Source organism: Pengzhenrongella phosphoraccumulans (assembly GCF_045689905.1).
GTDB classification, from domain to species: domain Bacteria; phylum Actinomycetota; class Actinomycetes; order Actinomycetales; family Cellulomonadaceae; genus Pengzhenrongella; species Pengzhenrongella phosphoraccumulans.
In genome coordinates this window covers 4,824,845-4,850,720 of the sequence record NZ_CP144210.1, presented here as the reverse complement: position 1 = coordinate 4,850,720, position 25,876 = coordinate 4,824,845, and the positions used below count along the sequence as shown (strand labels likewise).

At 69.0% G+C, this 25,876-nt stretch carries 30 protein-coding genes and 1 tRNA gene; 19 read left to right on the top strand and 12 right to left on the bottom strand.

From position 1 onward, the window contains the following. Positions 1 to 551 precede the first annotated feature (551 nt). Together eno and VTA80_RS22525 are read left to right on the top strand one after the other, a co-directional pair. Positions 552 to 1,817 (top strand): phosphopyruvate hydratase, encoded by a 1,266-nt coding sequence (eno, locus tag VTA80_RS22530; RefSeq protein ID WP_407343297.1) that lies wholly within the window; start codon positions 552 to 554, stop codon positions 1,815 to 1,817. Between the two features lie 358 nt (positions 1,818 to 2,175). Then, positions 2,176 to 2,259 (top strand) — tRNA-Ser (locus VTA80_RS22525). Between the two features lie 473 nt (positions 2,260 to 2,732). Here VTA80_RS22525 and VTA80_RS22520 read toward each other — a convergent pair. From VTA80_RS22520 to VTA80_RS22495, 6 genes are all read right to left on the bottom strand, one after another. Continuing rightward, a complete protein-coding gene (locus VTA80_RS22520; protein WP_407343296.1) occupies positions 2,733 to 3,221 on the bottom strand; it encodes a hypothetical protein in 489 nt (162 codons plus the stop codon). Positions 3,222 to 3,500: 279 nt separating this feature from the next. After that, positions 3,501 to 4,385, bottom strand: coding sequence for a diacylglycerol/lipid kinase family protein (locus VTA80_RS22515; protein WP_407343295.1), 885 nt, complete (start codon positions 4,383 to 4,385; stop codon positions 3,501 to 3,503). 172 nt (positions 4,386 to 4,557) lie between these two features. After that, the gene (locus VTA80_RS22510) at positions 4,558 to 4,854 is read right to left on the bottom strand and encodes a DUF4235 domain-containing protein (protein ID WP_407343294.1); all 297 of its coding nucleotides are present in this window, start codon (positions 4,852 to 4,854) and stop codon (positions 4,558 to 4,560) included. Between the two features lie 176 nt (positions 4,855 to 5,030). Then, positions 5,031 to 5,303 (bottom strand): GlsB/YeaQ/YmgE family stress response membrane protein, encoded by a 273-nt coding sequence (locus VTA80_RS22505; RefSeq protein ID WP_407343293.1) that lies wholly within the window; start codon positions 5,301 to 5,303, stop codon positions 5,031 to 5,033. A 65-nt stretch (positions 5,304 to 5,368) separates the two neighbouring features. Beyond that, the gene (locus tag VTA80_RS22500; RefSeq protein WP_407343292.1) at positions 5,369 to 5,542 is read right to left on the bottom strand and encodes a CsbD family protein; all 174 of its coding nucleotides are present in this window, start codon (positions 5,540 to 5,542) and stop codon (positions 5,369 to 5,371) included. A 237-nt stretch (positions 5,543 to 5,779) separates the two neighbouring features. Continuing rightward, positions 5,780 to 6,265 carry an Asp23/Gls24 family envelope stress response protein gene (locus VTA80_RS22495; RefSeq protein ID WP_407343291.1) on the bottom strand — a complete coding sequence of 162 codons (486 nt, stop codon included), beginning with the start codon at positions 6,263 to 6,265 and terminating at the stop codon, positions 5,780 to 5,782. 216 nt (positions 6,266 to 6,481) lie between these two features. Here VTA80_RS22495 and VTA80_RS22490 point away from each other — a divergent pair, with 216 nt between their 5' ends. The 3 genes from VTA80_RS22490 to VTA80_RS22480 all read left to right on the top strand — a co-directional run bounded on the left by VTA80_RS22490 (position 6,482) and on the right by VTA80_RS22480 (position 8,157). Continuing rightward, on the top strand, positions 6,482 to 7,042 hold the full coding sequence (locus VTA80_RS22490) for an RNA polymerase sigma factor (protein ID WP_407343290.1): 561 nt from the start codon (positions 6,482 to 6,484) through the stop codon (positions 7,040 to 7,042). Continuing rightward, complete coding sequence (locus VTA80_RS22485) at positions 7,033 to 7,518, top strand: hypothetical protein (RefSeq protein WP_407343289.1); 486 nt, start codon at positions 7,033 to 7,035, stop codon at positions 7,516 to 7,518. The genes VTA80_RS22490 and VTA80_RS22485 overlap by 10 nt, the downstream gene beginning before the upstream one ends. 69 nt (positions 7,519 to 7,587) lie before the next feature. Continuing rightward, entirely contained in the window at positions 7,588 to 8,157 is a 570-nt protein-coding gene (locus VTA80_RS22480; protein ID WP_407343288.1) for a Dps family protein, read from the top strand. Positions 8,158 to 8,208: 51 nt separating this feature from the next. On the opposite strand, the gene VTA80_RS22475 is transcribed toward VTA80_RS22480, so the two are convergent. Continuing rightward, positions 8,209 to 8,553: an STAS domain-containing protein gene (locus tag VTA80_RS22475; protein ID WP_407343287.1), complete on the bottom strand. Its 345-nt coding sequence runs from the start codon at positions 8,551 to 8,553 to the stop codon at positions 8,209 to 8,211. 464 nt (positions 8,554 to 9,017) lie between these two features. Here VTA80_RS22475 and VTA80_RS22470 point away from each other — a divergent pair, with 464 nt between their 5' ends. The 4 genes from VTA80_RS22470 to VTA80_RS22455 all read left to right on the top strand — a co-directional run bounded on the left by VTA80_RS22470 (position 9,018) and on the right by VTA80_RS22455 (position 12,738). Continuing rightward, on the top strand, positions 9,018 to 9,287 hold the full coding sequence (locus VTA80_RS22470) for a GlsB/YeaQ/YmgE family stress response membrane protein (protein ID WP_130104308.1): 270 nt from the start codon (positions 9,018 to 9,020) through the stop codon (positions 9,285 to 9,287). A 46-nt stretch (positions 9,288 to 9,333) separates the two neighbouring features. Beyond that, positions 9,334 to 10,194: a hypothetical protein gene (locus VTA80_RS22465; RefSeq protein WP_407343286.1), complete on the top strand. Its 861-nt coding sequence runs from the start codon at positions 9,334 to 9,336 to the stop codon at positions 10,192 to 10,194. A 122-nt stretch (positions 10,195 to 10,316) separates the two neighbouring features. Continuing rightward, positions 10,317 to 11,657: a GAF domain-containing serine/threonine-protein kinase gene (locus VTA80_RS22460; protein ID WP_407343285.1), complete on the top strand. Its 1,341-nt coding sequence runs from the start codon at positions 10,317 to 10,319 to the stop codon at positions 11,655 to 11,657. A 52-nt stretch (positions 11,658 to 11,709) separates the two neighbouring features. After that, the gene (locus tag VTA80_RS22455) at positions 11,710 to 12,738 is read left to right on the top strand and encodes a YihY/virulence factor BrkB family protein (protein ID WP_407343284.1); all 1,029 of its coding nucleotides are present in this window, start codon (positions 11,710 to 11,712) and stop codon (positions 12,736 to 12,738) included. Between the two features lie 377 nt (positions 12,739 to 13,115). Here the strand turns inward: VTA80_RS22455 and VTA80_RS22450 are convergent, their stop codons facing one another. From VTA80_RS22450 to VTA80_RS22435, 4 genes are all read right to left on the bottom strand, one after another. Then, the gene (locus VTA80_RS22450; protein ID WP_407343283.1) at positions 13,116 to 13,289 is read right to left on the bottom strand and encodes a hypothetical protein; all 174 of its coding nucleotides are present in this window, start codon (positions 13,287 to 13,289) and stop codon (positions 13,116 to 13,118) included. Positions 13,290 to 13,411: 122 nt separating this feature from the next. Continuing rightward, positions 13,412 to 14,116, bottom strand: a complete 705-nt coding sequence (locus tag VTA80_RS22445) for a phosphatase PAP2 family protein (RefSeq protein WP_407343282.1) — start codon at positions 14,114 to 14,116, stop codon at positions 13,412 to 13,414. A gap of 107 nt (positions 14,117 to 14,223) precedes the next feature. Further along, complete coding sequence (locus VTA80_RS22440) at positions 14,224 to 14,823, bottom strand: phosphatase PAP2 family protein (RefSeq protein WP_407343281.1); 600 nt, start codon at positions 14,821 to 14,823, stop codon at positions 14,224 to 14,226. A 116-nt stretch (positions 14,824 to 14,939) separates the two neighbouring features. After that, positions 14,940 to 15,347 carry a DUF1206 domain-containing protein gene (locus tag VTA80_RS22435; RefSeq protein ID WP_407343280.1) on the bottom strand — a complete coding sequence of 136 codons (408 nt, stop codon included), beginning with the start codon at positions 15,345 to 15,347 and terminating at the stop codon, positions 14,940 to 14,942. A 383-nt stretch (positions 15,348 to 15,730) separates the two neighbouring features. Between VTA80_RS22435 and VTA80_RS22430 the strand changes: the two genes are divergently transcribed. Further along, positions 15,731 to 16,345: a phosphatase PAP2 family protein gene (locus VTA80_RS22430; RefSeq protein ID WP_407343279.1), complete on the top strand. Its 615-nt coding sequence runs from the start codon at positions 15,731 to 15,733 to the stop codon at positions 16,343 to 16,345. A gap of 1 nt (position 16,346) precedes the next feature. Here VTA80_RS22430 and VTA80_RS22425 read toward each other — a convergent pair whose 3' ends face one another. Further along, a complete protein-coding gene (locus VTA80_RS22425; protein ID WP_407343278.1) occupies positions 16,347 to 17,177 on the bottom strand; it encodes a DUF1206 domain-containing protein in 831 nt (276 codons plus the stop codon). Positions 17,178 to 17,705: 528 nt separating this feature from the next. Between VTA80_RS22425 and VTA80_RS22420 the strand changes: the two genes are divergently transcribed. The 9 genes from VTA80_RS22420 to VTA80_RS22380 all read left to right on the top strand — a co-directional run bounded on the left by VTA80_RS22420 (position 17,706) and on the right by VTA80_RS22380 (position 25,862). Next, complete coding sequence (locus VTA80_RS22420; protein ID WP_407343277.1) at positions 17,706 to 17,951, top strand: hypothetical protein; 246 nt, start codon at positions 17,706 to 17,708, stop codon at positions 17,949 to 17,951. 285 nt (positions 17,952 to 18,236) lie between these two features. Next, positions 18,237 to 18,413: a hypothetical protein gene (locus tag VTA80_RS22415; RefSeq protein WP_407343276.1), complete on the top strand. Its 177-nt coding sequence runs from the start codon at positions 18,237 to 18,239 to the stop codon at positions 18,411 to 18,413. A 480-nt stretch (positions 18,414 to 18,893) separates the two neighbouring features. Then, positions 18,894 to 19,976: a BTAD domain-containing putative transcriptional regulator gene (locus VTA80_RS22410; RefSeq protein WP_407343275.1), complete on the top strand. Its 1,083-nt coding sequence runs from the start codon at positions 18,894 to 18,896 to the stop codon at positions 19,974 to 19,976. Between the two features lie 166 nt (positions 19,977 to 20,142). Beyond that, positions 20,143 to 21,363 carry a hypothetical protein gene (locus VTA80_RS22405; protein ID WP_407343274.1) on the top strand — a complete coding sequence of 407 codons (1,221 nt, stop codon included), beginning with the start codon at positions 20,143 to 20,145 and terminating at the stop codon, positions 21,361 to 21,363. A gap of 53 nt (positions 21,364 to 21,416) precedes the next feature. Continuing rightward, positions 21,417 to 23,063: a phage tail sheath subtilisin-like domain-containing protein gene (locus VTA80_RS22400; protein WP_407343273.1), complete on the top strand. Its 1,647-nt coding sequence runs from the start codon at positions 21,417 to 21,419 to the stop codon at positions 23,061 to 23,063. Positions 23,064 to 23,073: 10 nt separating this feature from the next. Continuing rightward, positions 23,074 to 23,610 carry a hypothetical protein gene (locus VTA80_RS22395; RefSeq protein WP_407343272.1) on the top strand — a complete coding sequence of 179 codons (537 nt, stop codon included), beginning with the start codon at positions 23,074 to 23,076 and terminating at the stop codon, positions 23,608 to 23,610. Positions 23,611 to 23,620: 10 nt separating this feature from the next. Next, on the top strand, positions 23,621 to 24,064 hold the full coding sequence (locus tag VTA80_RS22390) for a hypothetical protein (protein ID WP_407343271.1): 444 nt from the start codon (positions 23,621 to 23,623) through the stop codon (positions 24,062 to 24,064). Then, positions 24,061 to 25,314 carry a hypothetical protein gene (locus VTA80_RS22385; RefSeq protein ID WP_407343269.1) on the top strand — a complete coding sequence of 418 codons (1,254 nt, stop codon included), beginning with the start codon at positions 24,061 to 24,063 and terminating at the stop codon, positions 25,312 to 25,314. Before VTA80_RS22390 ends, VTA80_RS22385 begins: the two co-directional genes overlap by 4 nt. Then, the gene (locus VTA80_RS22380; RefSeq protein ID WP_407343268.1) at positions 25,311 to 25,862 is read left to right on the top strand and encodes a hypothetical protein; all 552 of its coding nucleotides are present in this window, start codon (positions 25,311 to 25,313) and stop codon (positions 25,860 to 25,862) included. Before VTA80_RS22385 ends, VTA80_RS22380 begins: the two co-directional genes overlap by 4 nt. Positions 25,863 to 25,876 lie beyond the last annotated feature (14 nt).

Below are 25,876 nucleotides of genomic sequence, written 5' to 3'. Positions count from 1 at the left end.
CGCCGATTCTGGCGCCGTACCGGGTAGGTCAGGTCCTGGACAGGAACTTCGCGAAGAACCCGGTACGCGTCGAAATCTCCTTCTCGTGCCCCTGGCACCGGTCGGCTTTGGAGATCCCGCGCATGACCTGGTCGACATGCTGACCACAGCCTGCCCATGTCGCCTTCCCGCACTTCCTACACGTCACTGCACGGCACACGTTGGTCCTCCTCGTTGGATGCTGAGAGTGAGCACCATACCCCCCCGGGTATCTTCTTGGGTCGCACCCGACGGGTCGGTTCGACGCACAGGTGCCCGCGGGCTTGTGGCGAGTTCGAGGGGGACCTTCGACGGCGGGCACTGGAGTGGGTCGTCGATAGGGTTGTCTCGTCACGGTGGTGGGGCTCACCTTCAAATGCGGCGTTGTTGCCGCCAACGGTCCCTGGTCTTGCGCGAAGGTGAAGACTGCCGTGACCCCATGACAGTCCTCACGGAACCGAATCGTTTCCGTCACCTCCGCGCGTACTGGCGTCGTCCGGGGTGGGCGACGATCTCGACGAAGGAGTTCTGCCATGAGCACCACGGATTCGTTCACCGTCACGGGCTTGTCTGCGTTGGAGATCTTGGACTCGCGGGGCAACCCGACACTGCAGGTGGACGTTACGCTCGGGTCGGGCGTCACAGCGCGTGCGGGGGTGCCCTCGGGGGCCTCGACCGGCAGTCGCGAGGCCGTCGAGCTGCGCGACGGTGACGAGTCCCGCTACGGCGGCAAGGGCGTGACGCGCGCTGCCGGGAACGTCAACGGTGAGCTGCGCGCTCTGCTCGGGGGTCGCACCTGGACGTCGCTGGCTGAGGTCGACGCCGCGATGATCGACGCGGACGGTACCGAGAACAAGGCTCGCTTGGGTGCCAATGCGACTGTCGGGGTGTCGATGGCGCTGGCGCGCGCGCTGGCCACCGGCGGCGAGCTGTTCGAGTACCTCAACCCGGCCGGGGTCGCGCCGCGGCTGCCGGTGCCGCACTTCAACGTGCTCAACGGCGGGGCGCACGCGCCGAACTCGCTCGACTTCCAGGAGTTCATGATCGCCCCCCTGGGTGCACCGACGATGGCCGAGGCAGTCCGGGCCGGGGCCGCGGTCTACGCCAAGCTGCGCGGGCTGCTGCAGAAGGCGGGGTTCGCCACCGGGCTGGGCGACGAGGGTGGCTTCGCACCGGACATCACGCGCCCTGAGGACGTGCTCGCGCTGCTGGTGCAGGCGATCGAGGGTGCGGGGTACACCGCGGGGCGCGACGGAGTCGCCATCGCGCTGGACCCGGCGGCGAGCGAGTTCTACTCCGACGGCACCTACCACGTGGCCGGGGAGACCCTCACCAGCGACGACATGACCGAGCGGTACGCCGAGATGGTTAAGGCCTACCCGGTCTGGTCGATCGAGGACGGCCTCGCGGAAGGTGACTGGGCCGGGTGGAAGGTTCTGACCGATCGCCTCGGCGGCACGACCCAGATCGTGGGCGACGACCTGTTCGTGACGAACCCCGCGATCATCACCGAGGCCATCGGGCTCAAGGTTGGCAACTCGGCGCTGATCAAGCTCAACCAGATCGGCACCGTCACCGAGACCCTCGAGGCGATGCGCCTGTGCCGCGAGGCCGGGTACACCCAGATGGTCTCCCACCGCTCCGGGGAGACCTCGGACAGCTTCATCGCCGACCTCACCGTGGCGACCGGCTGCGGTCAGCTCAAGTCGGGCGCACCGGCGCGCGGCGAGCGCGTGGCCAAGTACAACCGGCTGCTTGAGATCGCCGCAACCACCAACCTGCCCTACGGGCTTGCCTGAGCAGCGGCGGGCGTCGTGACTGAACCGGCCGCGACGCCCCATCAGTGGTTCCGAGGCTGATTGCGGTGCTCAGTTGGCGGAGCAGCGCGCGTGGTCCTGGCGGCGAAGCGTGTGGCGCCGGGATCGTCGTGACCCGAGCCCGAAAAGTAGCTCCGGCGTGATGGCTCGCAGTCGGTACACTCGATTGGGAAGGCCGGTTCTGGTAGTCGGCCTTGGTCCGCCCGGACCAAACCACGACTCGTCCGGGGAGAGGGATTCACGGGGCATTTACGGGGCAAAAACCCTCGGTCCCGACCGGTCTTCTTCGAGCCCCATCGGCTCACTCGCAAAAGCAAAAGCCCAGGTCATCGGCCGTTTTCGGACATACTCGGCCAGGTTCGGACCCATTCGAAATGGGACTGATCCTTGCAGGGGGTCGCAGGTTCAAATCCTGTCAGCCCGACAAAAGCCTGAGAGGCTCGCGGGCGACGCGGTGAGTTCCGAGACTCTCGTGGAGACGATGGGGATTCGCAGGTTCAAATCCCCGGTCTGGTAGCGAGTAGGCAGGTCAGAGGGACGTTCGGGGTAGGGGACTCGATCAGGTTGCGCCATCCGCAGGTCGCCAGGCACCATCGACGGCGAGGGGCAGCGGTCATCGAGCCTTTGAGTTGTTGTATCCCAGTTCAAAGCCGGTCTTCCTCGTTCGGCGTCGTCGAGCGCCGAATACCGAAGTGGTTCCGGTCGTAGGGCTGAAAGCTCGTCGCTGTGCACGTACCAGTCCATGACCGCGTCGGCGTCGCCGCCGGACCGCAGGACCGCTGCCATCACGCGCATGGGGCGATCGACGTGGCGGAGGAGCCGTCGCCGTCGGCAATCTCGCCGATTCCGCCAGCGAGACTCATTAGCGGTCGGTCAAGGCTCGCTGCGGCGATGCGGCTACACCGGGTCCGGGACCAACCCACCCAAGGAACGCCAGTGGTTCACCAGTACGGGGTCGGCAGTGAGGTCGAGCGCGGCGACGAGATCGGCATCGGAGTCGGCCAGCGTCTTGACCATTTCCTCATCGAGCAAGGCGTCCGACTCGTCCTCGTCAGCGATCGTGCCGGGCATGACAGCCTCGAGTTCGGCCAGCGACTTGCGGTAGTTCGGTCGGGTGGCGACCAGGTCCTCGTAGTCGGACCGAATCTGCTCACCGCGGGACAACGCGACCAGTTCGCCGGCGTCGACGACGATCCCGGTTCGGGTCGCCGTGCCGTGCCGAAGCGCGAGGCGCAGTCGTAGGAGGGTCGTGCCGTCGGTGGTCGCGTCGTCCTCGAGCCAGTCGAGACCGTCGAGGTCGACCCCGCGTTCGCCAGCGGCGGCACGTATGTAGCTCAGCATGTCGATCCAACGGATCCCCTCGTGCGGGCGGAGCAGGTAGAGCATCGGTTTCCTCTGGCTAAGGTCGCTCCCCCTGGAACGACTTGACGGATGGTAGGTGCCGCGACCACTCCAGTGTGAGGGCCGGACCTCGACCAGGGCGGCCTTCAGTGCCCCCGCCAGAGGTCGCGGCACTGCCGCAGCGCCGCGCCGGCCACGGCGGGGCCGACGTCACCGGACCTGGACGGTGAAAGAAGAGCGGAGATGACAACTGCGCTCGCCTCGCCGCGCGTCGGGCATCTTCACGAGAACCTCCTGTGGGGAATCGGGTGTGGTCGCTCCGGGTCAGTCCCCGGCGGGGGACCTCGTGTGTGCGGATGGGTCGGGCCCGCCGTTCGGCAGCGGAACGCAGACTTCGAGTGCGCCGGGCCGCACGTCAACGCTCAGGCTGCGCCCGGGTTCGATGATGTCGCCGTCGAGCTGGCGGGGCTGGTCGAGGTCGCTGGTCACGGTGATGCGGGAGCCGCGAAGGACGTCCCGGTGGTGGACGTGCCGGTCGCGGCGCACCACTCCCCAGGCGAGCGCAACCCAGTGGGCCAGGCTGCGGGGCGCGAGGATCGCCACGTCGAACTGGCAGCTGTCGGGTGACGCGTCCGGCAGGAGGTCGACCCCACCTTGGAGTCGTCCGACGTTGCCGATCACGACCGTGCGCGCCTGACGTTTGCGGGTGGCTTCGGAGTCGATGCGGATCTGCAGGGTCATGGGGCGGTCGCGCAGGTGGCGCAGCGCGGACAGGACGTACGCGGGGGCGCCGATGCGGGCCTTCAGCGCAGAGGAAGCGTCTCCGAGCAGGGCGGCGTCAAAGCCGATCCCCGCCATGACCGCGAATGCGCGCCCCTCCACCTCGCCGATGTCGATGCGGTGGCGGCCACCGGCGGTGGCCAGATGCACAGCCGCTGCGGTATCGCCTGGCACGCCGAGATTGGTCGCCAGCAGGTTTCCTGTCCCGGCGGGCAGGATCGCCAGGGCGATGCCGGTATCGGCGAGCCCCTCGAGGCAGGAGCGCGCGGTCCCGTCGCCGCCGCACGCGAACACGAGCTCGGCACCGTTCTTGATCGCCTGGCGGGCCTGGCCCGCGCCGGGGTCCTGCTCGGTGGTCTCTAGCCACGCAGGGCTCGGCCAGCCGGCGTCGCTGAGAACGGACTCGATGACCTCACGTCGCGCGGGCATGTCCTCCACGCGGACGGGGTTGAAGACCACTGCAGATCGGAGAGGGCCGCGAGGTGAACGCGGGCCGGCGTCGGGAGCGCTCGAGGCTGACGTCACGGTGGATCCTTCGGTAAGAGGGTGGCGGGAGTCGCTCTCGATCGAAGACGCAAGAAGCCGTGTGGACGGCTGGTCGCTAGTTGCCCGGCCATTCTCCGGTCCACCGCTGGAACACCCGCGCTCCGGTGCGGTCGATGACGGTCTTGACCAGCGAATACAGCGCGCCTTGGACAACTGCGGCGAGGAGGATCTGTCGGACGGGGTACTCCGTGGTCAGTGCTGTGGGAGGGGCGGATTGGTCGCCGGGCGCGGCATGCTGCCAGATCTTGCGGAAGATCAACGAGGCGAGGAGTCCACCGACGATCGAGCTGGCCATTCCGACGGGTCGGTACAGGAGCTTCGCGGACTTGCTGGTCTCTTCTTGCGTCGTCATGGGTTGGTTTCTCTCGTGTGGTGATGTCGGGCGGCGCGTGTCGGGACTGTTCCCAGGCTGTTGGCGAGCGTGAGGGAGGCTGCGCGGGGGAGGGGTGAACGGGGGCGCGCTGGCCCGCCAGCGTCGGGGACCGGTCGACTGTGCGATCGGTCCCCGACGCATGGGTGATGCGTGGGTCAGGAGTGCACTCGGCTGCGGGTGCGGGTGCCGGTGTACAGGGCCACGCCGACCGCGGCGAGGACGACCTGGATGGCGACCTCGATCCAATCGATGCCGTCGGTGGCGCCGACATTGAGGGAGTTGGCGATGAATGTGCCGATGAGCGCGGCGATGATGCCGATGATGATGGTGGCCAGGATCGAGATGTTCTGGCGGCCGCGCACGACCAGGCGCCCGAGGGCGCCGATGATCGCGCCGACGATGATCGCGGAGATGATGGTCGAAATCATGGGGGTGGCTCCTTGTATCGGTGCTGTTGGCGTGCCGGATGGGCGCAGGGGCCCGAGGGGTGTGGTCAGTCGGTGAGGGCGTCCTTGACGTTCTCGCCGGCCTTCTTCAGATCGGCCTTGGTCTGGTCGGCGCGACCTTCGGCCTTGAGCCGGTCATTGCCTGTGGCGCTGCCGACGGCTTCTTTCGCGTGACCGGCGAGGTCTTGGGCGGCGTTCTTGGTCTTGTCGGTGGCGCTCATGGTTGCTCCTTGGTGCGGTGGGCAAGCGGCCGCCGGTTGGCGTCCGCGGGAGGAATCCCTCACCCGGATAGGTGGCGATCTCACCGAACGTGCCGGTGTGCAGGCCCACGACCCCCGGCGCGGCGCGAGCCGCATGGGCTACCGCGTCGGCGAGCCGGCCTTGGTCCGCCGTGGCAGGCTGCTCGATGACGGGGCGCTGGACGTCGGCGTGCTTTGCGGCGGCTTCAGCCGGTGCGTTCACTGCACGCGTGGGGCGTCGCTGGTGTCGTCGCCGTCCGCGTCGTCGTCGGGCAGGTAGACGTCCTGGATGACGATGTTCACCTCGGTCACGGCCAGTCCCGTCATCCGCTCGATGGCGAGGATGACGTTGCGGCGGATACCGGCCGACAGGTCCGTGATCGACACCCCGTACTCCGCGACGAGCTCGAGGTCCACGGCCGCCTCCCGTTCGCCGACCTCGACCGAGACTCCCTGGGAGTGGTTGATACGTCCGCCCGGGATCCGCTCGCGCAGTGCGCCCACGGCGCGGGCGGTGCTGCCGCCCAGGGCGTGCACGCCAGAGACCTCCCGGGTCGCGATCCCGGCGATCTTCGCCACGACCGCGTCGGAGATGGTCGTCTTGCCGTGCCCGGTGATGAGCAGATTTGCGGGCGCTACCGCGACGGAACTGGACCGGTTGGCCGTCAGGGAGGTGGCCGGCTTGTTGATCGTGGTGTCACTCACAGGAGTCTCCTGACATCGATGTCGTTCCGTACACACACTTAGACGCCGCTCCACCGAAAACGTCACGGCCCCGTGAGTGTGACCTGGGCCACACTTGCTGATCGGGTAATGTCACCGCGGGCCCGACACCCTGACGGTGCCTGGTGAGTCCTTCGGACAGGTGGAGTCGTTATCGCCCCGACCAATGCTTTTCGTGAACCGCCACGGGGTGAACAGGTGGATGACGCGGTCGATGAGGTGACGGACCTGGTGCTGGCCCGTAGCGCCGGGATGGGGGACCGGGCCGCGTTCGCGACCATCTTCGACCGACACGCTGCGGCGATGTTTCGCTATGCGGTGAACATGCTCGACGGCGACCTGGACGCCGCCGAGGACGCCGTCCAGGACGCCCTGGAGCGAGCGTGGTCGAAGCTGCCGGGCTTTCGCGGTGAGGCCCAGCTGCGGACCTGGTTGTTCCGGATCACGGCCAACGTGGTTCTGTCCGCGCGGCGTCGGCGGCGCCCGATCGCCGTTGACGATGAGCTGCTCACGGCCCTGCCCGCCATGCCTGAAACCGGCCCGGTCCACCACGTCGAGCACGCCGAGCTGCGGGCTGCACTAGAGCTCGCGCTCACCGAGCTGCCCTGGCGCCAGCGGGCAGCGTGGCTACTGCGCGAGATGGAGGGACTGTCCTACGACGAGATCGCCGACGTCCTTCAGACCAGCCCGGCAGTTGTCCGCGGGCAACTGCACCGCGCGCGAGGAACCTTGGCTGTCAGGATGGTGCAGTGGCGATAACCCCCCAGAACGCCCACGAATCGAACGAGGCCGGTACGGCGCTGGTTTCCGATGCCCGCTGGGCGGCCACGATCGCCTCGAGTCGGGCCTACACCGATGCCCGCTGGGTGGAGATCTCTGATCGGATGCGCGCCCGGGTGCTGCGCGTCACCCGCAGATCCCTGCCCATCACCGCCCAAGCGCCCAGCGGCCCCGTCCACGTCAGTGAACAAGTGCTCATCACCTACCTGCGCGACGCTCTGGCGGCCGTGCCGGGCGCACGGGTGGACGACATCATCATCGCCGTCGGGGCCCAGGATGCCTACGCCGGCCTCACCGTGGCCATCAGTGCACGCTACGGCGAGCCACTGCTGCCCATCGCCGACGCAATGCGCGACCTAGCCGCAACGCGGCTGCGTGACCTGCTCGGCGACATCACACCGCCCGTCACCGTGACCACGATGGAGGTCCACATCGACGATGTCCTCGAGGGGTAGTTCGGTTGCGTGGGGCCGAGCGACCGCCTATGTTCGGCGCCGTCAGATCAGAACTGAGAGGGGAACCCCATGGCCCGCGCGACGAATCTGCCGAAGTTCACCGTCCCGTCGATGTCGTTGCAGGACGCGGCCAGGGTGGCGCGAACGCTGCAAGAGCGGCTCAATTCGCTGAACGATCTCGCCCTGACGCTCAAGCACATCCACTGGAACGTCGTGGGGCCGCACTTCATCGCGGTTCACCAGATGCTCGATCCGCAGGTCGACGCGGTCCGCGCGATGGTGGACGCCACAGCTGAGCGCATCGCCACCCTTGGTGCCTCGCCGGTCGGCACCCCGGGCGCCCTGGTAGCCGAGCGCACCTGGGACGACTACTCGATCGGCCGCGCAGGTGCCATCGAGCACCTCGGCGCGCTCGACGAGGTTTACAGCGGCGTGATCAACGCACATCGCGCAGCGGCCGCAGACACGGAGGAGAACGACCCGGTCACCAACGATCTCCTGATCGGGCACCTGCACGAGTTGGAACTCTTCCAGTGGTTCGTGCGCGCGCACCTGGAATCCTCGACCGGCACGCTGAGCACCGAAGGTGCGACGACGGAAAAGGGCGCCGCACGCAAGGCCAGCCCTCGAGAATCGTGAGAGTCCGAACTGTCCCGTTGGCCGGTCCGGAAGAATGGGGGCATGCCCGGTCTAGAACGCCCTCGTTGCGATTGTTTCGTCGAACGTATGGTCCAGGCCTAGGAGGCCCAGCACCTCAGAGACCGCCGGCGGGGGGTTGCGCAGCATCACGCACAGGCCTTCTTCATTGCCGATGGTGCAGCACTGGATCACGAATGCGATTCCGACTGAGTCGACGGAGCGAACATCTGTCAGGTCCAGGATGAGTGGTAGCCCCCGGTCCAGGGCGATCGCTAAGGCTTCGCCAGCCTGAGACCGAAGTTCGCTGTCCACGTCTCCGCGCAGTACTGCGACCGTCGAACCAATCTCCTCGATGACGGAAATTCGACTCTCGCCCACCCCAGCGATGCTATTCATCGCGCCTCCCTTGCCGGATCTGCTGTGCTGGTTCCCCTCGGTTAGACGCCGTCGCTCGCGTTCCGTCACGGTCCACGTCTTGTGACGCATGTCACAGACCGCCGCCGACGATCCTCTCGAGCCCGCACAGGGTGCTCGGTCGACCGAGGAACGCCAGGTCCGGCCTATCCCGGCGCGGCTGCGACCCGGAGGGCAGATATGACCCACGTCACACCCGCGAGACCGTGACGATTCCGTGGGATCCGCGTCTAACTCTGTGTACGGGACGGCTCTTGCGAAGAGGAGATCCACGACGGTGGATCCACGATTCCTAACGTGCCGCCCGCAGTGCAGATCGTCGTCTCGTGGTCGGGCTCGTAACACCTAGACGGACGATCAACTAATTCGCGATTGCTCCTTGTTCGCGCAACTACGCCTACTCGATGGCCGAGCCCGGCCCTCATTTTCTCGCGAGAGGGACTCACGTGACCGTTTCAGGATTCATCACCGCCATTGTCATCGGCGCGATCATCGGAGCGCTCGGGCGCTTGTTCGCACCCGGAAAGCAGAACATCTCCATCCTTGTCACGATCCTCATCGGGATCGTTGCGGCGCTCCTGGGGACGGTCCTGGCGAACGCGGTCTCGTCGGCGGACACCGCCGGGATCGACTGGATCGAGCTGTTGTTCCAGGTCGTGCTCGCGGTCATCGGCGTCACGCTGGCCGCCCGGACGCTCGGCGGTCGTCGTCGCTGAGCTTTTGACGCCGGTGCTCGGCGGCCTCGGCCGCCGAGCACTTGCCGTGAGCGGCACCGTGCGGGACGCGCGCGTGCAGCTTGCACTCAAGGGTGCGTTCGCGGCGGCGGTGGCGTGGTTCGTGGCCGCCCGGCTCGCCGCTGGAATGCGGTGGCTGGGATCTCAGGGGGCGTGGGTCCCGACAGCCGCATTGCTCACGCTCGTGGTCGGCAGCTCCGACCAGCAGAACTACGTGCTCGCGTACTCGGGCCTGACGCTGATGGGCGCGGTTCTCGCTGTCGGGGTGAACCTGATCCTGCCGGCGCTCCCGCTGCAGCGGTCGGCGCGTTCCCTCACGGACTTGCGCGACACCCTTGCGAGTGAGCTCGACGCGCTCGGCGACTTCTACTGCCCGCCAGCAGACTCGACGTCGCGCACCGAACGATCGAGCCATCAGCACCTGGACCGCCTGCTGGGAGAGATGCGCTGCGCCGTGCGTGAGTCCGGCGAGGCGGCCGACGCGAACCGGCGTGCGCGGAACCAGCGCGAGACGCTGCGCGGCCTGCATCGCCAGGCACAGGCCCTGGAGCAGCTCGGGTTCCTCGTCCAGGATCTCGGCCTGCTCCTGGACGACTACGACGCCGTCGGGGGTTCTCTCGGGTCGGCCCCGCAGCTCCGACTACCCGCCGCCCAGGCCTTGCATGCTCTAGCCGACGCGGTGCGTGCGGTGACCGGGGGTAGGTCCGACATGGACCTCACCGCCCGGGCCGTCGACGCCGTCGACCACCTTGCCTCCACCCTCCGGGCCCACCCGCCCGACGCGGTCTCGCATCCCGACCTGTTGGTTACCGGCACCGTGGTGACCACCCTTCGACGGTCGCTCACGGTCATCCGCCGCGGCGACGAGGACGACCAGCACCACGCATGACCCGCCGTTCCTGAACTTCACCAGCGCACGATCGAGAAAGCGGAAAGCACGTGTCGAAAGCGGTAACAGGCACTGTTCTGGGTGGGCGGTATCGCCTGGGTGAGCGGATCGGGCGTGGGGCGATGGGAACCGTCCATCGAGCGCGTGACGAGTCGTTGGGAAGGGAAGTCGCGGTCAAGATATTGGCGACCCCGACCGCGAACGCCAGTGACCTGCGTGCGGGTGACGATGAGGTTCGGCTCCTCACCCACCTGAACCACCACAGTCTCGTGACCCTCCTCGATGCTGGCACAGACCTGTCGGTCCCGGATCGCCCGCTGATCTACCTGGTGATGGAACTGATCGACGGACCCGACTTGCGAAGCAGGCTTGCCAGCGGGGCGATGACTTCCCGCGATGCAGGGCACATCGGCGTCGACCTCGCTGAAGGCCTCGATTACGTCCACGACCACGGCGTGATTCACCGCGACGTCAAACCCGCCAACATCATGCTGTTCGACTACTCCAACGACACCGAACGGGTGCGGGCCAAGCTCACCGACTTCGGTATCGCGATGATGATGGAGTCCCCCCTCCTTGGTGACGGTGATGGGAGTTTCGCCGGCACTGCGGCCTACGTGAGCCCGGAGCAGGCCAAGGGGGAGCCGCTCGGACCACCGAGCGACATCTACTCCCTCGGTCTCGTTCTGCTCGAATGCCTGACGGGAATCGTGGCCTATCCGGGGCCACCCCTGCAGAGCGCGCTTGCGCGACTGATGCACGGCCCCGACCTCCCCCCGGGGCTAGACCCCCAATGGTCCCGGTTGCTCGAAGCGATGACAGCAACCGAGCCCACCGCCCGGCCGACCGCCAGTGAGACAGCCCTGGCGCTGCGCGAGATCAGCACCTCGGGCAAGGGACGGCGCCGAGCGACCCCGTCGATCATCCCGGCGAACGAGGTCGCCAGGATGGCGGCCGTGCACCGCTACGCCATCCTGGACACCCCACCGGACGGTGCCTTCGACCGGATCACCGCGCTTGCAGCCAGGCTCTTTCGCGTGCCGATCGCCATCGTGAGCATCGTCGACCACGACCGGATCTGGTTCAAGTCGCACCCTGGGCTCGAGATCGACCAGGTCGACCGAGACGCGGGCCTATTCGCCTCGGCCATCCTGCACGAAGGCCCGTGGATCATCGAGGACGCTGCGGTCGACCTGCGCGCGCTGTCGAACCCACTGGTGGCGGGCGAGTTTGGCCTCAGGTTCTATGCCGGTGTCCCGCTGCGCACCCACGACGGCTTCAACCTGGGGACCTTGTGCATCCTGGACCACGCGCCGCGCAGCCTCAACGCCCAGGACCTCACGACTCTGGGTGACCTCGCAGCCATCGTCATGAACGACTTGGAGCTCCGGCTCGAGAATCGGCGCGGTGAGCACGACGATTCCGATCAGGCGCACGGACTACCGGTGAAGAACGGTGCATGACGGTGGTGCCGTCGGGCCGACCCCCGCGGCCGGTAGACCGCAGGGTCACCGGATGAAACCGCCACGCGCAAGTGCGCCCGTCAACGACGCCACCGTCCCTTCCGGGGCGGGTTCGGCACACCTCGCCGCGGCCGCGCGTCTCGAGCCGACAGTCAGGGTCGACGACCCCAGCAGGCCAGCTGCTCTGGTCGCCTGGGTCAAGGCCGCGCTGGCGTGGTGGCAGCGAACTCGGGTCGCGCGCGCCAACGCCCGCTTCGGTTCAGCCGGCGGGGGCGTGCTCACCGGGGGGATCGCCTATAGCGTCCTGTTCTCCGTCTTCGCCGGCCTGACGATCGGCTTCACGGTGTTCATGGCGATCCTCGGATCTCACGCCGCGCTGCGCCAGGACGTGCTCAACACCCTGGCGACGTCGCTGCCTGGACTGATCGACACCGGCGATGGCAACGGTCTGCTCAAACCCGACAAGCTCGTGGTCAGCGCGGGACTGAACGTCGCGGGTGTGATCGCCGTCGTCGTCCTGCTGCTCAGCGCGACGGCCGCCCTGGCGGCGCTGCGCACCGCGGTCCGGGCGATGTTTGGTGCGAACGGCGTCGGCGGCAACGCCGTACACGGCAAGCTCACCGAGCTGGCAGGTTTCGCCGGGATGGCCCTGGCCGTGCTCATCTCGGCCGTGCTGAGCCTCGTGGTCACGACGGCGGCCAACTGGTTTCTCGAACTTGTGGGCCTAAGTCAGGCCGCGGGAGCGGTCGTGCGCATTCTGGGGATCGCGGTCGCGTTCGTCGTGGACGCAGGGATCTTTGCTCTGATCGTGGTTGTCCTGGCAGGTATGCGCCCACCCGCGCGTGACCTGCGCCGCGGGGCGGCGATCGCCGCGGTCGGCATCGGCGCAGTGCGCCTTCTCGGGACAAGCGTCGTGGCCGGAAGCGCCGGCAGCAACGCGCTGCTCGCCTCGTTCGCCGTGCTGGTCACGCTATTGATCTGGATCAACCTCATCGCACGGATCGTGCTCCTCTCCGCAGCCTGGACCGCGAACCCTCCACCCAGCACGCCGGCCACCACGCCAGCCTCGACCGCATCCTGAAGCCAGTCACCCGAATCGGGTGGGGCGGTGAGTAGCAGCAGAACGAGATCGGCGACACCCAGGGCACGCCAGGAAGCCGCACCATCCCTGAGCCATTCGGATTGAAGTGGTCGTCCACCACATGTGGACTCCGTTGGAGGTCTCCCGCGAGCGGCTCGAGAACCTTCGGGACACCGGGCCGACGGTCGACAGCCGCCGCTGAACGACATTTCTGCGTCGTTGGCGCTCACCCGTGGTGCCGCGGGTGAGCTGTCGAATGCCCCTGAACTCGTCTTTGAGTCCAGGGGCATTCGCGGTGTCGGAGCGGGAAACGTTGCTCCTGACGGCGAGGCCCCTGCTGACCGCGAGCGGGGACGTCGTCAATGCAGACCGTTGGCCTAGACGCCCGAACCCTTGAGCCCCGCCTCGATCTCAGCGTCGGTGCTGTCAGCCGCCGTGTGCGGGGCGTCGTGCGTGGTCGCATCTGGATTCGGTACACCAACCACCGCGGACCCCTCAAGAGCCTCGCGTTCGCTCTCCTCAAGATCCTCGAGTTTGCCCGTCTCACTCATATTTCCTACTTTCCGCCGTGTCTCACCTCGTTGTGACATGCGCAGTTACGGTACCCCGATCACCGCGCTCGACAGGCAAAGCCAAACTCGCACATCATGCTCGCCGGTTGAGGTACTTCGGCTCACTCGTCGTGAGAGCCGAAGGCTGATGGTGCCGGGCCTGGCCGGTGCCGGCGCATTCTCGTTGCGAGCGCCCAGACGAGGCCAGACCACGTGACTGCGTACAGCCAGCCGCCGACGACGTCGGTGGGCCAGTGAACCCCGAGCCACATCCGCGTCCAGCCGACGGCGAACGCGTACGCGCCCGCCGTGGTCCAGAGCGCTACGCGAGGCCATCCCGGTCGGATCCGACTGCTCGAGGCCCACGCGCACGAGAGCGCGAAGAGTGTGGCGGCCGTCGTGTGACCCGACGGGAACGCAGGACCGCCGGCGACGCCGGCCCAGTCAGCGAAGGGCGGACGAACACGGCCGATCCACGAGTTGAGGGCGAGCCCGACCCAGACGCCGACGCTGGCGTATCCGGCGAGGAGGACGCCCGCCCCGATTCGCCTGCCCCTCGCTCGTGGTCCGCGCGCAGGCGAAGCGAGCGCGCCGACTACGACGAGTGTCGGGAGCGTCACAGCGGTGGCGCCACCGATCGTGATCACACCCGCGATCGAGGTGTCGAGCCCACCGCGGTGGGCGATCACCCAGGCGTGCAGGTTGTCGTCGAATGCTTGGACCGGTGCGCCATGGCGCGCGATGACGCCACTGAGCAGCACAAACAGGGTGCCTGTGGCGAGGGCGATCGACACGATCGCCGTGCCCTTGCGGACGGTCGGATGCACGCGCTGAACGGCATCGGTGACCACGGTCTTCGGTGTCCGCACCGGATCGGCCGCAGTTGGGTGCGGCGCCGCAGTGACAGCCGCGGACGCCGGGTGTCTGAGGAACCTCATGGAGAGTCGGCGGTCACACCGATAGCCGACTCACGTCGGTGCCCGGAAGGGAGCAGGGTGACCAGCACGATCGCGAGCCACACGCCGCCGCCGATGGCTCCGAAGACGACGTCCACGGGGTGGTGCATGCCGCGGTAGATGCGCGCGCCCCCGACGACGACGGGCACGAGGAACAGGAGCGTGGCAACGCTTCGTGCGAGCCACCGCGGATGCAGCTGGCGCAGCATGATGATGGCGAGGCACCCGTAGAAGGCGACGGCGGCGCCCGTATGCCCGGACGGGAAGCTGGAGGTAGGCGGAGCGGCGTCGAGGTGGGGGACAGTGGGTCGGGGCCGGTTGACGAGCGCAGTGACGATCAGGAAGACGAGCAGTTCGCCGACGATGGCGGCGACCAGCGTCCACGACTCTCTCCAGCGGCCAAGCCACACCCGCAGCACCACCACCATTACGATGAGCAGCGCGATGCACGTCACGGTTTCAGCCATATAGCTGCCGATGTGGCTCAGTGCGTCCATCCGCGGGGTGCGGTGGGCGTAGAACCACTGATTGACCTGATCTTCCCAGGTGGTCATCGCCGACGGGGAAGCGAGATTCACGATCGCCCACCCCACAAGGCAAAGCGATAGCGCGAGGGATAGCCCACCTCCGACGAGGGCAACAGCAACGCGACCGCGCCGTAGTGGTGGGTACACATCGATGTTCGCGGCCGCGGTCATGACTGGTCCGAGTCACATACGCGGCGCCACTCAGCCTCAGGCAGGCCGTACACACCGAACAGGACGACGACGCCCGCGCCCAGAATCACCACGAGCACCGTTCCGCTCGGCTGTTGCAGGAGAGTCCGGAGGGCCTGATCGACGCCGCCGGCCTTCGCGTGGTCAGCGGTCCATTCGGCCACGACGACGAGCAACCCGGTGATCGCGAACACTACGCCGCGCGACATCTTGCCTACGCGCCCGAGCCAGACGACGCCCCGGCCTCCGCTGTGCTGCATGACCGTGCCAAGAATGACGTAGACGAGCCCGCGGGCGGTCAGCCCCGTCCGCGCGAACCAACCCATGTGCCTGCTGTTGGCTGCCGTCTCGGCAGCCCCCCGTGCGTCGACACTCCTGAACTTCATCGGCTTCGATCCTCATCGTTGCGGCAATCTGAATGGAACGAAGAGCACCAGCACCGGCCCGGTTCGTCATCCCAAGCCGGCCAGTACGCCCGAGACGGTGCGGATACGAGAGCTGACCCGTCCGTCACGCTAGCCGGTCCACGACCTCGATCAGTCGCCCTCCTCGTGGAGTCGTTGGGCTCACACGGTTGTCGAAGTCTCGGCCGCGGCGGACGAGCCCTGCGGCGGCGGCGACGGCGGCCTGATCGGCGCCTATGACGAACCCGACAATACCTGCGCAATCGCCCACAGATGCCTCCGCCTCGGCATCCAGGCGATAGTCGCCCTCAGCGAACTTCCCCTCGGCGCACTCGTCCCCATCACGGACTCGCACCGGGCTCCTGTTGCCCGCCACGGCGCTGTGGGCTGTCATCGTGGCCGTCGGGCTCCTGCTTGTCGGCCCGCTCGGATCCCTGCCGGGTGAGGTCGGTATCAATCGTGCTCTGGAGACCGTGCGAACCCCGGTCTGGAATACCGTGACGTCGGTGTCGTCGCACGTCGGCGACACCCAGCTGGTCGTGGTGGCCGCGCTGATCGTCGTGGCGCTGCGCCGGTGGCGGACCAAGAAGTGGTGGTTCGCCGTCGTGCCGGTCATCGCCATCTCCGTGCCGTCGGCGGTGTTCGTCACCGCGGCCGCGGTGGTGGCGCGCGAGCGGCCGGAGGTCACCCAGCTCGACGACGCCCCGCCGACGTCGAGCTTCCCGAGCGGTCACGTCGGCGCGTCGACCGCGCTGTACGTCACGCTGGCCGTGGCGTCTCAATGGATCGCTCACCCCGTCTTGCGCGCGGTGGCCACCGGGCTCTGCCTGCTCGTGCCGTTGCTGGTGGGGTATGCCCAGCTGTACCGCGGCAGGCATCCTCTCTTCGACGTGGTCGTTGGCCTGGCCAACGGCATGGCGTGCGCATGGCTGGCCGGGCGCTACCTGCCCCGCCGGGTTGTCGTCCGCCCGTGGACCTGATTCAGACGCTGCGGTAGCGGGCCTCGAACAGCCCGTAGACCCCGAACACGATCAGTCCCGTGGCCACCACGGCGAGCAGCGGCGCGCCGAAGGGTTGGTCGCGCAACGTCTGTAGGGCGCCATCGAGTCCGCCGGCCTTCGCCGCGTCGTAGGTCCAGGCCGCGGCGGCCACCAGGACGCCCGTGAGGGTGAAGACCAGTCCTCGCGCGATCGTGCCGACCCGGCCGAGGTGGCGGACGGTTCGCCGTGTGCGGGGCGGCAGGCTCCCGGCAGGGAAGTAGCGCATGAAGGTCAGCTTGACCCCTTGAGCCACCATCACCACACCCACGACGGTGATCGCGATCCCGACCAGGCCCACGACCCAGCGCCCGAACGGCTGCGCCATGAGCTGGGCGGCGTACCCCTGCTGCTGGCTGCTCTGATCAGCGCCCGCGCCTTGGATCAACCTCACGGCCGTGTACGCCAGTAAGCCGTACGCGAGTGCCCGGGCCAGGGACACCAGGCGCGGACCGACCGCGCGCCCCTCGCCCGTGACGCCGAAGGCCACCTCCGTCAGCCGCCAGGCGGCGTACCCGACGAAGCCGGCGGCGAGCAGGGCGACCATCACCGGTCCGAACGGCTGGGCCAGCACCTGCGCCAGAGCGCCCTTCTGGTCCATCTTCGCCCCGCTGCCGCTCGCCACGGCCAGGGCCAGGGAACCGATCAGGAGGTAGACCACCGCGCGGGCCGTCAGGCCGGCCCGCGCCGCCCACCCCATCTGTCGGCTGTCGGCGGCCTGCCGGGTCGTGGCGGACACCTGTGCCGCGGCGTCGTTTGCGGGTGTGTCAGCCATCGGGGAGTGCCTCTCGGGAAGCCATGAAAAGTGCGACCTAACTAACTACAGGCACCCAGCAGACCGGGCAATTGCGGTGATGGCTGTCCCGGTTGAAGCGTGGCACGCGAATCGACCCGAGCGTGAATCGAGGTCCACGAGGGTGCCCGCCGCGTCGGGTGGACAATCTGGGAATGCGCCCAGCAGCTGCCGACGGTGACCAGGATCCGCTCGAACAGGATGCGCCCGAGCACGAGGCGACCGACCCGGCGATCCGAGCTGGTGGTGCCGCGCATCCCGGGCATAGACGCCCGCGCCGGGTCGGGTCAGGCCATGGTGTTCGACACGTGGGGTTTCCACCCACCGCCGCCGGCACGCCGTCATCGAGAACGTCCACGCCGACCTGAAGAACTCCGCCTTGGCGCACCTGCCCTCTGGAGTCTTCACCGCGAACGCCGCCTGGCTGCTCTCGGGACCTCCACAGAAAGTGCTGCGGCGCCGCGGGCGCCGCTCTTCTCGCGCCTCACGCCAACGGCTATCGTGTCGACTATGACAACAACCAAGATCACAATGCATCCGGGTGCCGAACGAGAGGTCGCCGCAATCGTCCTGGAGAAGGCAAACGAGGCGGCCGACGCGGTCGGCGAATCCGGCGGACGCTCCCAGGAAGAGATAGCGGAGAAATTGAACGACGAGCTGAAACTGCGCGGGATGGACCTGTCGCGCGAGGTGTTGATGAAGGCAGCCGCCGAAATCGCCGCGGGCAATCGGATCGAGTTCAGCGGCGGGCTCTGACCCGCAGGGTGCAAAGCGCCGCGACTGCTTGGTGTCTCGCCCCTGCTCCGACTCGGCGCGAACACGGGCGCCTGGCTAGCTCTCAGGCGAGTCCCCCTACCTGCAAGCGGTACCGGCCCAACGCGAACCTAAGAGCGCCGACCGTTACAGGGCCCAGGCACTCACGTACGGCCACTTTTGGCCAGACGATCGGCGGCGTGGTCTCGACCAGCGTGCACGGCTGCGACATCGACCGCGGCCCGAACCCGCACGCCGTGCGGGCGATCGAGTTCGTGGGCCTAGGCGGTGTTCAGCACTGGATCGAGCCCGACCAATGGCGGATCACGAAGGAAGCTGCGCGCAACGCTCGGACCAGACGCGCAGATCCACTACGACCACGACTGGCTCGACGCCGAATTCGTTTCGATGGGCTCGATGGGAATCATCACCTCGCTCGTCTACGAGGCGACCGACCAGTGCTAGCTCGAGAAGAAATGCGAGGAGATGCGCTGGCCGGCGCTCGAAGAACAGCTGCTCGCCGGGACGGACTTCGCCGGCGAGCACCACTGGTCGAGTCGGGCGGAGACGCGGCGGCTGATCGAAGAAGGGCGAACCCGCGGGCGGGTGCGCGGGCCACGGTGTGGCCGTGCGCTCGAACCCTCGTCCGGATCGGGCCCGCCCGACGGAGAAGTCCAGGTCGTCGGCTCTTGCTGACTCGGCGTCGAGAGTGCGGATCGCACGCGTTCGAGCGGAAGCTGATCGACGGGTTCAACTTCCTGGGCCCATCACGACCCCGAGGGGCTCCCCCTTCCCAAGACAGGAAATCGGGAGCAATCTGGCAGGAGCGCCACTTTCGGGTGACGCGACGCGGTGCGATCCAACGGCGGACCGAGCCGTGGCGGCCACGGCGATCTGTCGCCGACGACTGCGGGGGTGCCAGTGCGCGAGCTCAGGGTTTTGCTGATGGGTTCGTTCACCCTGGTGGACGACCAGCCTGTGGTGCCTGCGGCCGCCCTCCTGCGCAAAGCGCAGGACCTCCTGGCACTCGTCCTGCTGGCGCCGCAGAACAGTCTTCTACGGGAGACCGCCGCCGACGCACTGTGGCCCGAAGCCGAGGGAGAGGCGTCCAAGAAGGCCATGCGGCAGACGCTCTGGCAGATCCACCACGCGGTCGATGCCGGGGCCGACGAGAGCGCTCGCCTGCTGGTGACCGAGGGGGAGACCCTGCACCTCAACCCCGACCGACGGGTCTGGGTGGACACCGCCGAGCTGACCGAGGCGGCGCGGACAGCCCAGGCGCTTGGCGCCGACACGCTCGCGGACCCGCAGGTCACCCGGTTGGCTCAGACCGCCGAGCTCTACCGAGGGCCCCTGCTGGCCCGGTGCTATGACGAGTGGTGCCTCGCGCCTCGCGCTCGGCTCGAGGATCGTGCGCTCACGCTGATGGACACGCTCAGCCGAGCCTATGACCGGCGCGGCGACCTCCGGTCGGCGATCGGCTGGGCGGAGCGGTTGCTCGACGTCGAGCCGGCGCACGAACGCAGCCACCGTCGGCTCATGCGTCTGTACTACCGCTCGGGCGACCGGACGCGCGCACTGCGGCAGCTGCGCCAGTGCCGCTGGGTGCTTGAGAACGAGCTCGGGGTGCGGCCGTCGGCGCAGACCGAGCAGCTGGGCGCCGCAATCGTGGCGGACCGAGTGGCGGGCCCCGACGAGCGGCGCGAGGGCAATCTCGAGGGCAGGCAGCGTGAGCGCGTGGTGCTCGGGACGCACGCCGCGTCCGCCGGCCAGGAGGTGGCGGGGGTGCCGACCCGAGCCATCAGCCCTTCGTCTATCTCCGTGCGCACGAGCGAGGAGGGCCCCCGCACGGGGTCGTTCGTCCCGCGACCGCTCGCCTTGCCGGCTGTCGCGGCCGTGACCGCGTCGCCCGACCCGGCGCCCGGTCCGCTCGACGCGGTCGCGATCGCGACCCTGCAGTCCGAGCTCGCGGCTCTGCGCTCGAGCATCGACACGATCACTGAGCGCCTGGGTCAGCACCACTTCTGACCTTCAGGCTCGTCGACCCCAGGACTGTGAGCTGAGGTTCTGTGTGTCCGGGCGTGTGGCGCGGGCCTCGAAGACGCTCCCGAGACGGCCGCGAGACGGCCGCGAGACAACGCCCCCCGAGGGTTGCCCCGTACAGGCAGACGACCACGGAGGGGGCACTCGTGACATGGCGGACACCGCTCTCGACGACGACCGCTCCGACAGGTTGGTCGCGCGCTCGTTCGTGGTCCGGGCCGTTCTCGAGGGTGACGACACCCCACGGCACACGCTCTGGCACGGCTATGTCGCCGACGCCGAGACCGGTGAGCGGCGCGTGTGGGACCGGCCGTCCGACGTCGCGTCGTTCATCCAGGACCAGCTTGTCTCTGCGCGCGTCGTCGGTGTCCGCGTGGCGGGGCTGAGCATGGCCGCCCCCGCGATCACCGGCGTGGTCACCGACATGCTCACGTTGCTCGGCCTCCGGCTGCCCGACTCGGTGGCGCCCCTGCCGCCGAACAACGTGACCCTCGAGCGCATCAAGGACAAGCTCGTCGGGCTGGGCAACCACCGGGGCAGCGAGTCGTCAGGACCGCTGGGGGACCGGACTCTGCGCGGCGGGCGGCTCGACGCCGGGGTGCGGTTCCAGGTGTGGGCGTCGACCGTGCAGGGCGTCGATGCCGCGATGCTCGACCTACAGACTGCGATCCTCGACGACGCCACCGAGCTGCGCCAGGAAGGCTTCCTGCGCCTGGCCGCGACCGGTACCACGCTCGGCGAGCGCATCGACGCGGTCCCGGGCTGGCGCAAGACGAGCACCTTCGACGTGCTCTACGAGTACCACTACGTCGACACGGACGACGCCCAGAGCCTCATCGCCCGCATCCCGGTGACGGCCGACCTCAACGCCGTCGGCGAGGCACGCGAGCTGGAGGCGATCACCGACAGCATGGCCCGCTGGGACGACGAGCTGGCACCGGCGCTCGCCGTTCGAGGTCCTGCGGCGGTCAACCGGCTGGCCGCCCTCGCGTTCGTCCCGGTGCCCCTGGGCGGCATGGTGACCCTGTCGCGCACGTCCGGGTCTGGCGCCCCGGTCACGCACCTGCCCGACCTCGACGCGTTCTTCGCGGCGACGTCCGGGGCCACACCTACCGACGCCGACGCCGACGTGACGCTCGCCCCTGCGGCTGCGTTCGCCGCCCTCGGAACCCCCACGCCCGGCTTTGAGATGGGCGACTGGGACACGAACTTGACGGTCGACGTGTATACGGCGTTCGACCGTCGGCTCGACGAACCGGTCCTGCTGCCGACCGCGGCCGACCGCTTCACGGTGAGTTACACCCCGCCGCCGGGTCCCAGTACGGGGCTCGACCAGACCGCAGTCGTCTATCTGCGGGTCAACCCGCGCTAGCCACAACTGGTGACGGGCCTCGCTGTGCACGACCCGTCGGAGGAGAGGAAGAAATGACCGAATCAGTCCTTCCGGGCGTACTCATCGAGGTGCGGCCAGAGGCGCTCATCATCCCCGGCGCCATCACCGTGGGGAACGTGGGGGTCGTCGGCACCGCAGGCAAGGGTCCCGTCGGCACCCCACAGCTGCTCGGCTCCTACTCGGAGGCGCTCGGGAGGTTCGGCGCGTACGACCGCTGGGTCGACGGTGCCTCGGGCGAGCTGACCCTCACGCGCGCGCTCGAGCAGGCATACAAGTACGGCGCGACGACCGTCTGGGCCGTGCGCGTGGCGGACAACAACGCGGTCCCCGCAACGGTCGACCTCGCGTCGGCGGGCGGTCCGAACCTCACGGTGAAGGCCAAGTCGCCCGGCACGTGGGGCAACGAGCTCACCGTCGCCGTGACGACGGCGGACACGAACGCGGTCGTCTCGGGCGAGGAGGTCGACACCGGCTCGCTCACGCTCGCGCACGGTCCGATCGTCGTCAGTGCCGTGAACCGGATCCTCGTGCGGCCGTCCGCGGGCGGCGCCGACAAGGTGCCCGGGATCGTCTACGACGCCGCGCCCGGTCCGACGCAGGTCGGCGTCACCACCGCGACCGGCGTCCTGGCGTTCGGAACCGCGCCCGGCGCTACCGACGTGGTCCTGGCCACCTACACGGTCGCCAAATCCGCGGCCGTCAAGGTCACGGTGAAGCTCGGAGTGACCGCGGTGGAGGAGTACAGCGTCGTCTCCGGCGACGACCTGATCGCGGACCTGTCGGGCTCGCAACTGGTGACGGCGACTGCCCTTGCCAGCTCGACCGAGGTACTCACTCCCGTGGCCGCCACGCCCCTGGGCGGCGGTGCGAACGGTGCGGCCGGCGCCGACTACCAAGTAGGGCTCGACGCGCTGCTGGAGGTCGACGCCCACATCGTCGTGGCCGCCGGGCAGGACCAGTCGTTCGGCGACGACCTCGCCGCGCACGCGGCCGTGGCGTCCGGCGACGAGATCAAGCGCGAGCGGATCGCGATCGTCGGAACGGCCCTGCAGGCCGACCGCACGACGTTCGTGCAGAACGCGTCGGCGCACACGCTGAACAGCGACCGGCTCGTGCTTGTCGGGCCCGGTATCAAGGCCGCCGACCGCTCGCAGCAGCCGCCCGCCACGGTCACGCTGCCCGGTGCGTACGCCGCGGCGGCCGTCGCCGGGCTGCTCTCCGCGCAGCCCGCCCACATCAGCCTGACCAACAAGGTCCTCTCGGTGGACGGGCTCGAGCATGACCTGACGAACGCCGAGCTCAAGCAGCTGGTGCTCAGCCGGCTGCTGGCCATCGAGAACCGGCAGGGCTTCCGCCTGGTCAAGGGCATCACGACGTCGACCAACACCGCGTGGGTGCAGATCACGACCCGCCGGATCGTCGACTACGCCAAGTTCGGCGTCCGCAGCGCGGCGACGCCCTACATCGGGTTGCTCAACAACGAGCGGGTGCGCGGTGCTCTGCGCGCGACCATCAACAACTTCCTGGCCGGGATGGTCCTCGACGAGATGCTCATCAGCTACGACCTGACGGTCTACGCCTCTCGCGACGACGAGATCCGCGGCTTCGCCCGGGTCGACCTCGTCATCCGACCCACGTTCAGCATCGACTTCATCAAGGTGACGATGTTCCTCGAGTAAAGGACCCACCATGGCTCTGACAGATGTTTACACGGGCGCCTACGGGACGCTCGGCCTCGCAGCCGTCGACACCCCCGAGGGAGCCGATGCCAAGGCGGTGCTCGACGGGTACGCCATCCAGAGCGTTGGTCGGCTGACCGACGTTCAGGTCTCGGTGACCACCGCGCTCAAGGAGTTCTACGAGGTCGGTCGTCGCCACCCGGTCTCGCTGTCGCCGGGCGACATCGCGATCCACGGCAGCATCGGGCGGGCCTACATCAACGGCGCGCTGCTCTTCCTGCTGCTGGGCCGGGGGGCGTCCTCGACCGCGGTGGCCGAGCCGTACGTGCAGCCGACGTTCGCGATCACCCTGTTCTTGGGTGACCCCGCGCGTCCAGAGGAGGCGCTCAGCCTCGAGATCAGCGGCGTGAAGTTCGAAAACTGGAACTTCGCGCTGCCCGAGGACGAGTTCGTCATGGAAAACCTCTGCTTCCGGGGGCTGACGATCGGCGTGCTCGACGTCGGCGCGGACAACGCCGGCACGGTCACGTTCCCCGCAGCCACGTAGGGCGACGGCCATGGCACTGACCGCCGAGGACCTGCTGGCCGGGAGCTCCGTCACGCACGAGGTGGCTGTCCCCGGGCTGGACAGCGGCACTGTGACCGTCCGGCCGCTCACGGTGCGCGACGTCCAGCTCATCGCGCACGCCGCGAAGGACGACCGCGAGCTCGCAGCCGGCCTGATGATCGCGCGCGCGCTCGTCGAACCGGCGCTCACCCCGGACCAGGCAAGCCGCCTGCCCGCCGGGACCGCCCGGTTCCTGGTGGACACGATCAACGAGCTCAGCGGCATCGACACCCCGCGCGACAGGTTGGCCGAGCTCGTCCAGGCGCCGCTGGCCAAAGCGTGCTTCGTGCTGGCGGACGAGTTCGGCTGGACGGCGGAGGACGTCACGGGCATGACGATCGGCCAGATCCTCATGTACCTGGAGATGGCCGGACGGGCGTCGGAGGTCGCATGAGCCGGGGCCGTGAACGGAGGACCGGCGCGCTGCACTCGGGCGCCGGGCCCGCGTCGTGGTGCCGGGACGTGGTGGCTGCGACGCGGTCGGTCCACCACGTCACGGACGCGGTCCGTTCGACCTGCGCGACGGCCCGCCCGACGCCGACGCTCACCACCTCCCCGCTCTTCGGGACGGTGCTGGCCGACGTGCTCGACCGGCCCGCGCCGACGTCTGGGCCCGCCTCCGCCGCCGAGACGGGTCGGGTTCGCCGTCGGACCTCGCTGGCGGCGCCGGCACCCGCGCCGACCGCGGAGATCTGCCCGTCCGGGCAGCAGGTGCGCCGCAGCCGGACCCTGGCCCCGCTGCCCTCGGTCGAGCGGACGGTGCCGCCGGGCGCCGCCGACTGCCCGCCCGACGAGGTACCGGGATCGTCGGCGCGGGCCGAGCGCCTGACCGAGCAGCAGGCGTCGTGCCGGGTGCCCGTCGGACGGCTCCTGACGCTCGCAGGCCCGAGGAGTACGCCGTCGTCTTCGTCGCCCACTTCGCCCAATTCGCCCACTTCGCCCACTTCGCCCACTTCGCCCACGTCGTCGGCGTCGTCGGCGTCACCAGCGCCGCCAGCAGCGCCTGCGCGGCGCCGACCGGTTCCGGCACCCCCCGTCGTCCGCCAGCCGCGCCCGACCGTCCCGGCGGCGTCGTTCGCCCCCGCGTTGGCCGATCGGGTCGCGCGCCGGCTCGGCACGAACCTCCTGGGAGAGCGGTTCGCGCGGACCGGGCCGTGGCCGCTCGACCCGACGGTCGGCCCCACCAAGGCGCGGCTGCTCGAGCTCGCGCTTCCCGCGCGGGTGGTGGGCGCGCCAGCGAAGCCCGACGCGGCCGCACCGGCCCCGACGCGTCGTCGTCGCGACTCAAGGACGCCGGAGCGCACCCGGCCGCGCGCCAGGAGTGCGGAGGCGACCACCCAGCCGGCGACGCCCACGAGCGTCCCGGCCGCACACCCGACGCCGCGCACCGACCAGTCCGGCCAGCGCGAGCTCGGCACGTTCGCCGAGCAGCCGACCGAGCCCGCCCGGCTGGCCTCCGATGATCGGTCCGACGAGTCTGCGACCGGTCTCGGCGGCGCGTTCCAGGGGGCAGGGCGGCGCGAGATGCCGGCCGCCCCCGGGGTCACGCCTGGCACGGTCGCAGGGTTGGCCGAGCCGGACCTCGAACGCCTCATGACGCGCGTGCTCGATGACGCGGCCCGCCGGCACGGGATCGAGGTGTGACCGTGCGACCCATGCTCGCCGGCACCGAGCTGCCGCAGGTGCAGGACCTCACCACCCTCGACCTGCGCGCTGTCGCCGAGCACAAGGCGCCCGGCAAGGACGGCAGCATGCTGCAGAACCTGGGCCGTGCACCCACCGGGGTCACGGTGCGAGGCATCGCGACCGATCCGCACGCGCTCGAGCTGCTCGACACGCTCAAGAGCGACCTGCGCACCGGGCAGCCCGTCACCTTCGTCGCTGACATCACCACCGACACCACGATCGAGCGGGTCCTCATCGACGACCTCCAGATCCGTCAGCTCGCCGGCCTGCCGGACCGGTTCGCCTACGCGCTCACGCTGCGCGAGTTCATCGAGCCGGTCGAGCCGGACTCCACCGACGCGCTCGACGCCGACATCCTCGGCGACGCCGGCGACCTGGTCGGGGACCTGCTCGACGGCCTCGACATCGCGGTCCCGTTCGCGACCGGGCTGGAGAACTTCGTCACCCCGCTGTCGGACCTGCTCGCCCGCCTTGCCGCGTTCCGCGACGCGATCAGCAGACCCTGACCACCGCCCGACAG

What these genes read in the sequence shown, in the direction of transcription:
- VTA80_RS22450 (WP_407343283.1), bottom strand. Translation starts at nt 13,289, where the DNA reads ATGAGTGAGACGGGCAAACTCGAGGATCTTGAGGAGAGCGAACGCGAG.
- VTA80_RS22395 (WP_407343272.1), top strand. Translation starts at nt 23,074, where the DNA reads ATGGCTCTGACAGATGTTTACACGGGCGCCTACGGGACGCTCGGCCTC.
- VTA80_RS22400 (WP_407343273.1), top strand. Translation starts at nt 21,417, where the DNA reads ATGACCGAATCAGTCCTTCCGGGCGTACTCATCGAGGTGCGGCCAGAG.
- VTA80_RS22435 (WP_407343280.1), bottom strand. Translation starts at nt 15,347, where the DNA reads ATGAAGTTCAGGAGTGTCGACGCACGGGGGGCTGCCGAGACGGCAGCC.
- VTA80_RS22510 (WP_407343294.1), bottom strand. Translation starts at nt 4,854, where the DNA reads ATGACGACGCAAGAAGAGACCAGCAAGTCCGCGAAGCTCCTGTACCGA.
- VTA80_RS22500 (WP_407343292.1), bottom strand. Translation starts at nt 5,542, where the DNA reads ATGAGCGCCACCGACAAGACCAAGAACGCCGCCCAAGACCTCGCCGGT.
- VTA80_RS22385 (WP_407343269.1), top strand. Translation starts at nt 24,061, where the DNA reads ATGAGCCGGGGCCGTGAACGGAGGACCGGCGCGCTGCACTCGGGCGCC.
- VTA80_RS22410 (WP_407343275.1), top strand. Translation starts at nt 18,894, where the DNA reads ATGGGTTCGTTCACCCTGGTGGACGACCAGCCTGTGGTGCCTGCGGCC.
- VTA80_RS22390 (WP_407343271.1), top strand. Translation starts at nt 23,621, where the DNA reads ATGGCACTGACCGCCGAGGACCTGCTGGCCGGGAGCTCCGTCACGCAC.
- VTA80_RS22515 (WP_407343295.1), bottom strand. Translation starts at nt 4,385, where the DNA reads ATGCCCGCGCGACGTGAGGTCATCGAGTCCGTTCTCAGCGACGCCGGC.
- VTA80_RS22455 (WP_407343284.1), top strand. Translation starts at nt 11,710, where the DNA reads ATGAAACCGCCACGCGCAAGTGCGCCCGTCAACGACGCCACCGTCCCT.
- VTA80_RS22405 (WP_407343274.1), top strand. Translation starts at nt 20,143, where the DNA reads ATGGCGGACACCGCTCTCGACGACGACCGCTCCGACAGGTTGGTCGCG.
- VTA80_RS22520 (WP_407343296.1), bottom strand. Translation starts at nt 3,221, where the DNA reads ATGCTCTACCTGCTCCGCCCGCACGAGGGGATCCGTTGGATCGACATG.
- VTA80_RS22425 (WP_407343278.1), bottom strand. Translation starts at nt 17,177, where the DNA reads ATGGCTGACACACCCGCAAACGACGCCGCGGCACAGGTGTCCGCCACG.
- VTA80_RS22505 (WP_407343293.1), bottom strand. Translation starts at nt 5,303, where the DNA reads ATGATTTCGACCATCATCTCCGCGATCATCGTCGGCGCGATCATCGGC.
- VTA80_RS22460 (WP_407343285.1), top strand. Translation starts at nt 10,317, where the DNA reads ATGGGAACCGTCCATCGAGCGCGTGACGAGTCGTTGGGAAGGGAAGTC.
- VTA80_RS22480 (WP_407343288.1), top strand. Translation starts at nt 7,588, where the DNA reads ATGGCCCGCGCGACGAATCTGCCGAAGTTCACCGTCCCGTCGATGTCG.
- VTA80_RS22420 (WP_407343277.1), top strand. Translation starts at nt 17,706, where the DNA reads ATGACAACAACCAAGATCACAATGCATCCGGGTGCCGAACGAGAGGTC.
- VTA80_RS22475 (WP_407343287.1), bottom strand. Translation starts at nt 8,553, where the DNA reads ATGAATAGCATCGCTGGGGTGGGCGAGAGTCGAATTTCCGTCATCGAG.
- eno (WP_407343297.1), top strand. Translation starts at nt 552, where the DNA reads ATGAGCACCACGGATTCGTTCACCGTCACGGGCTTGTCTGCGTTGGAG.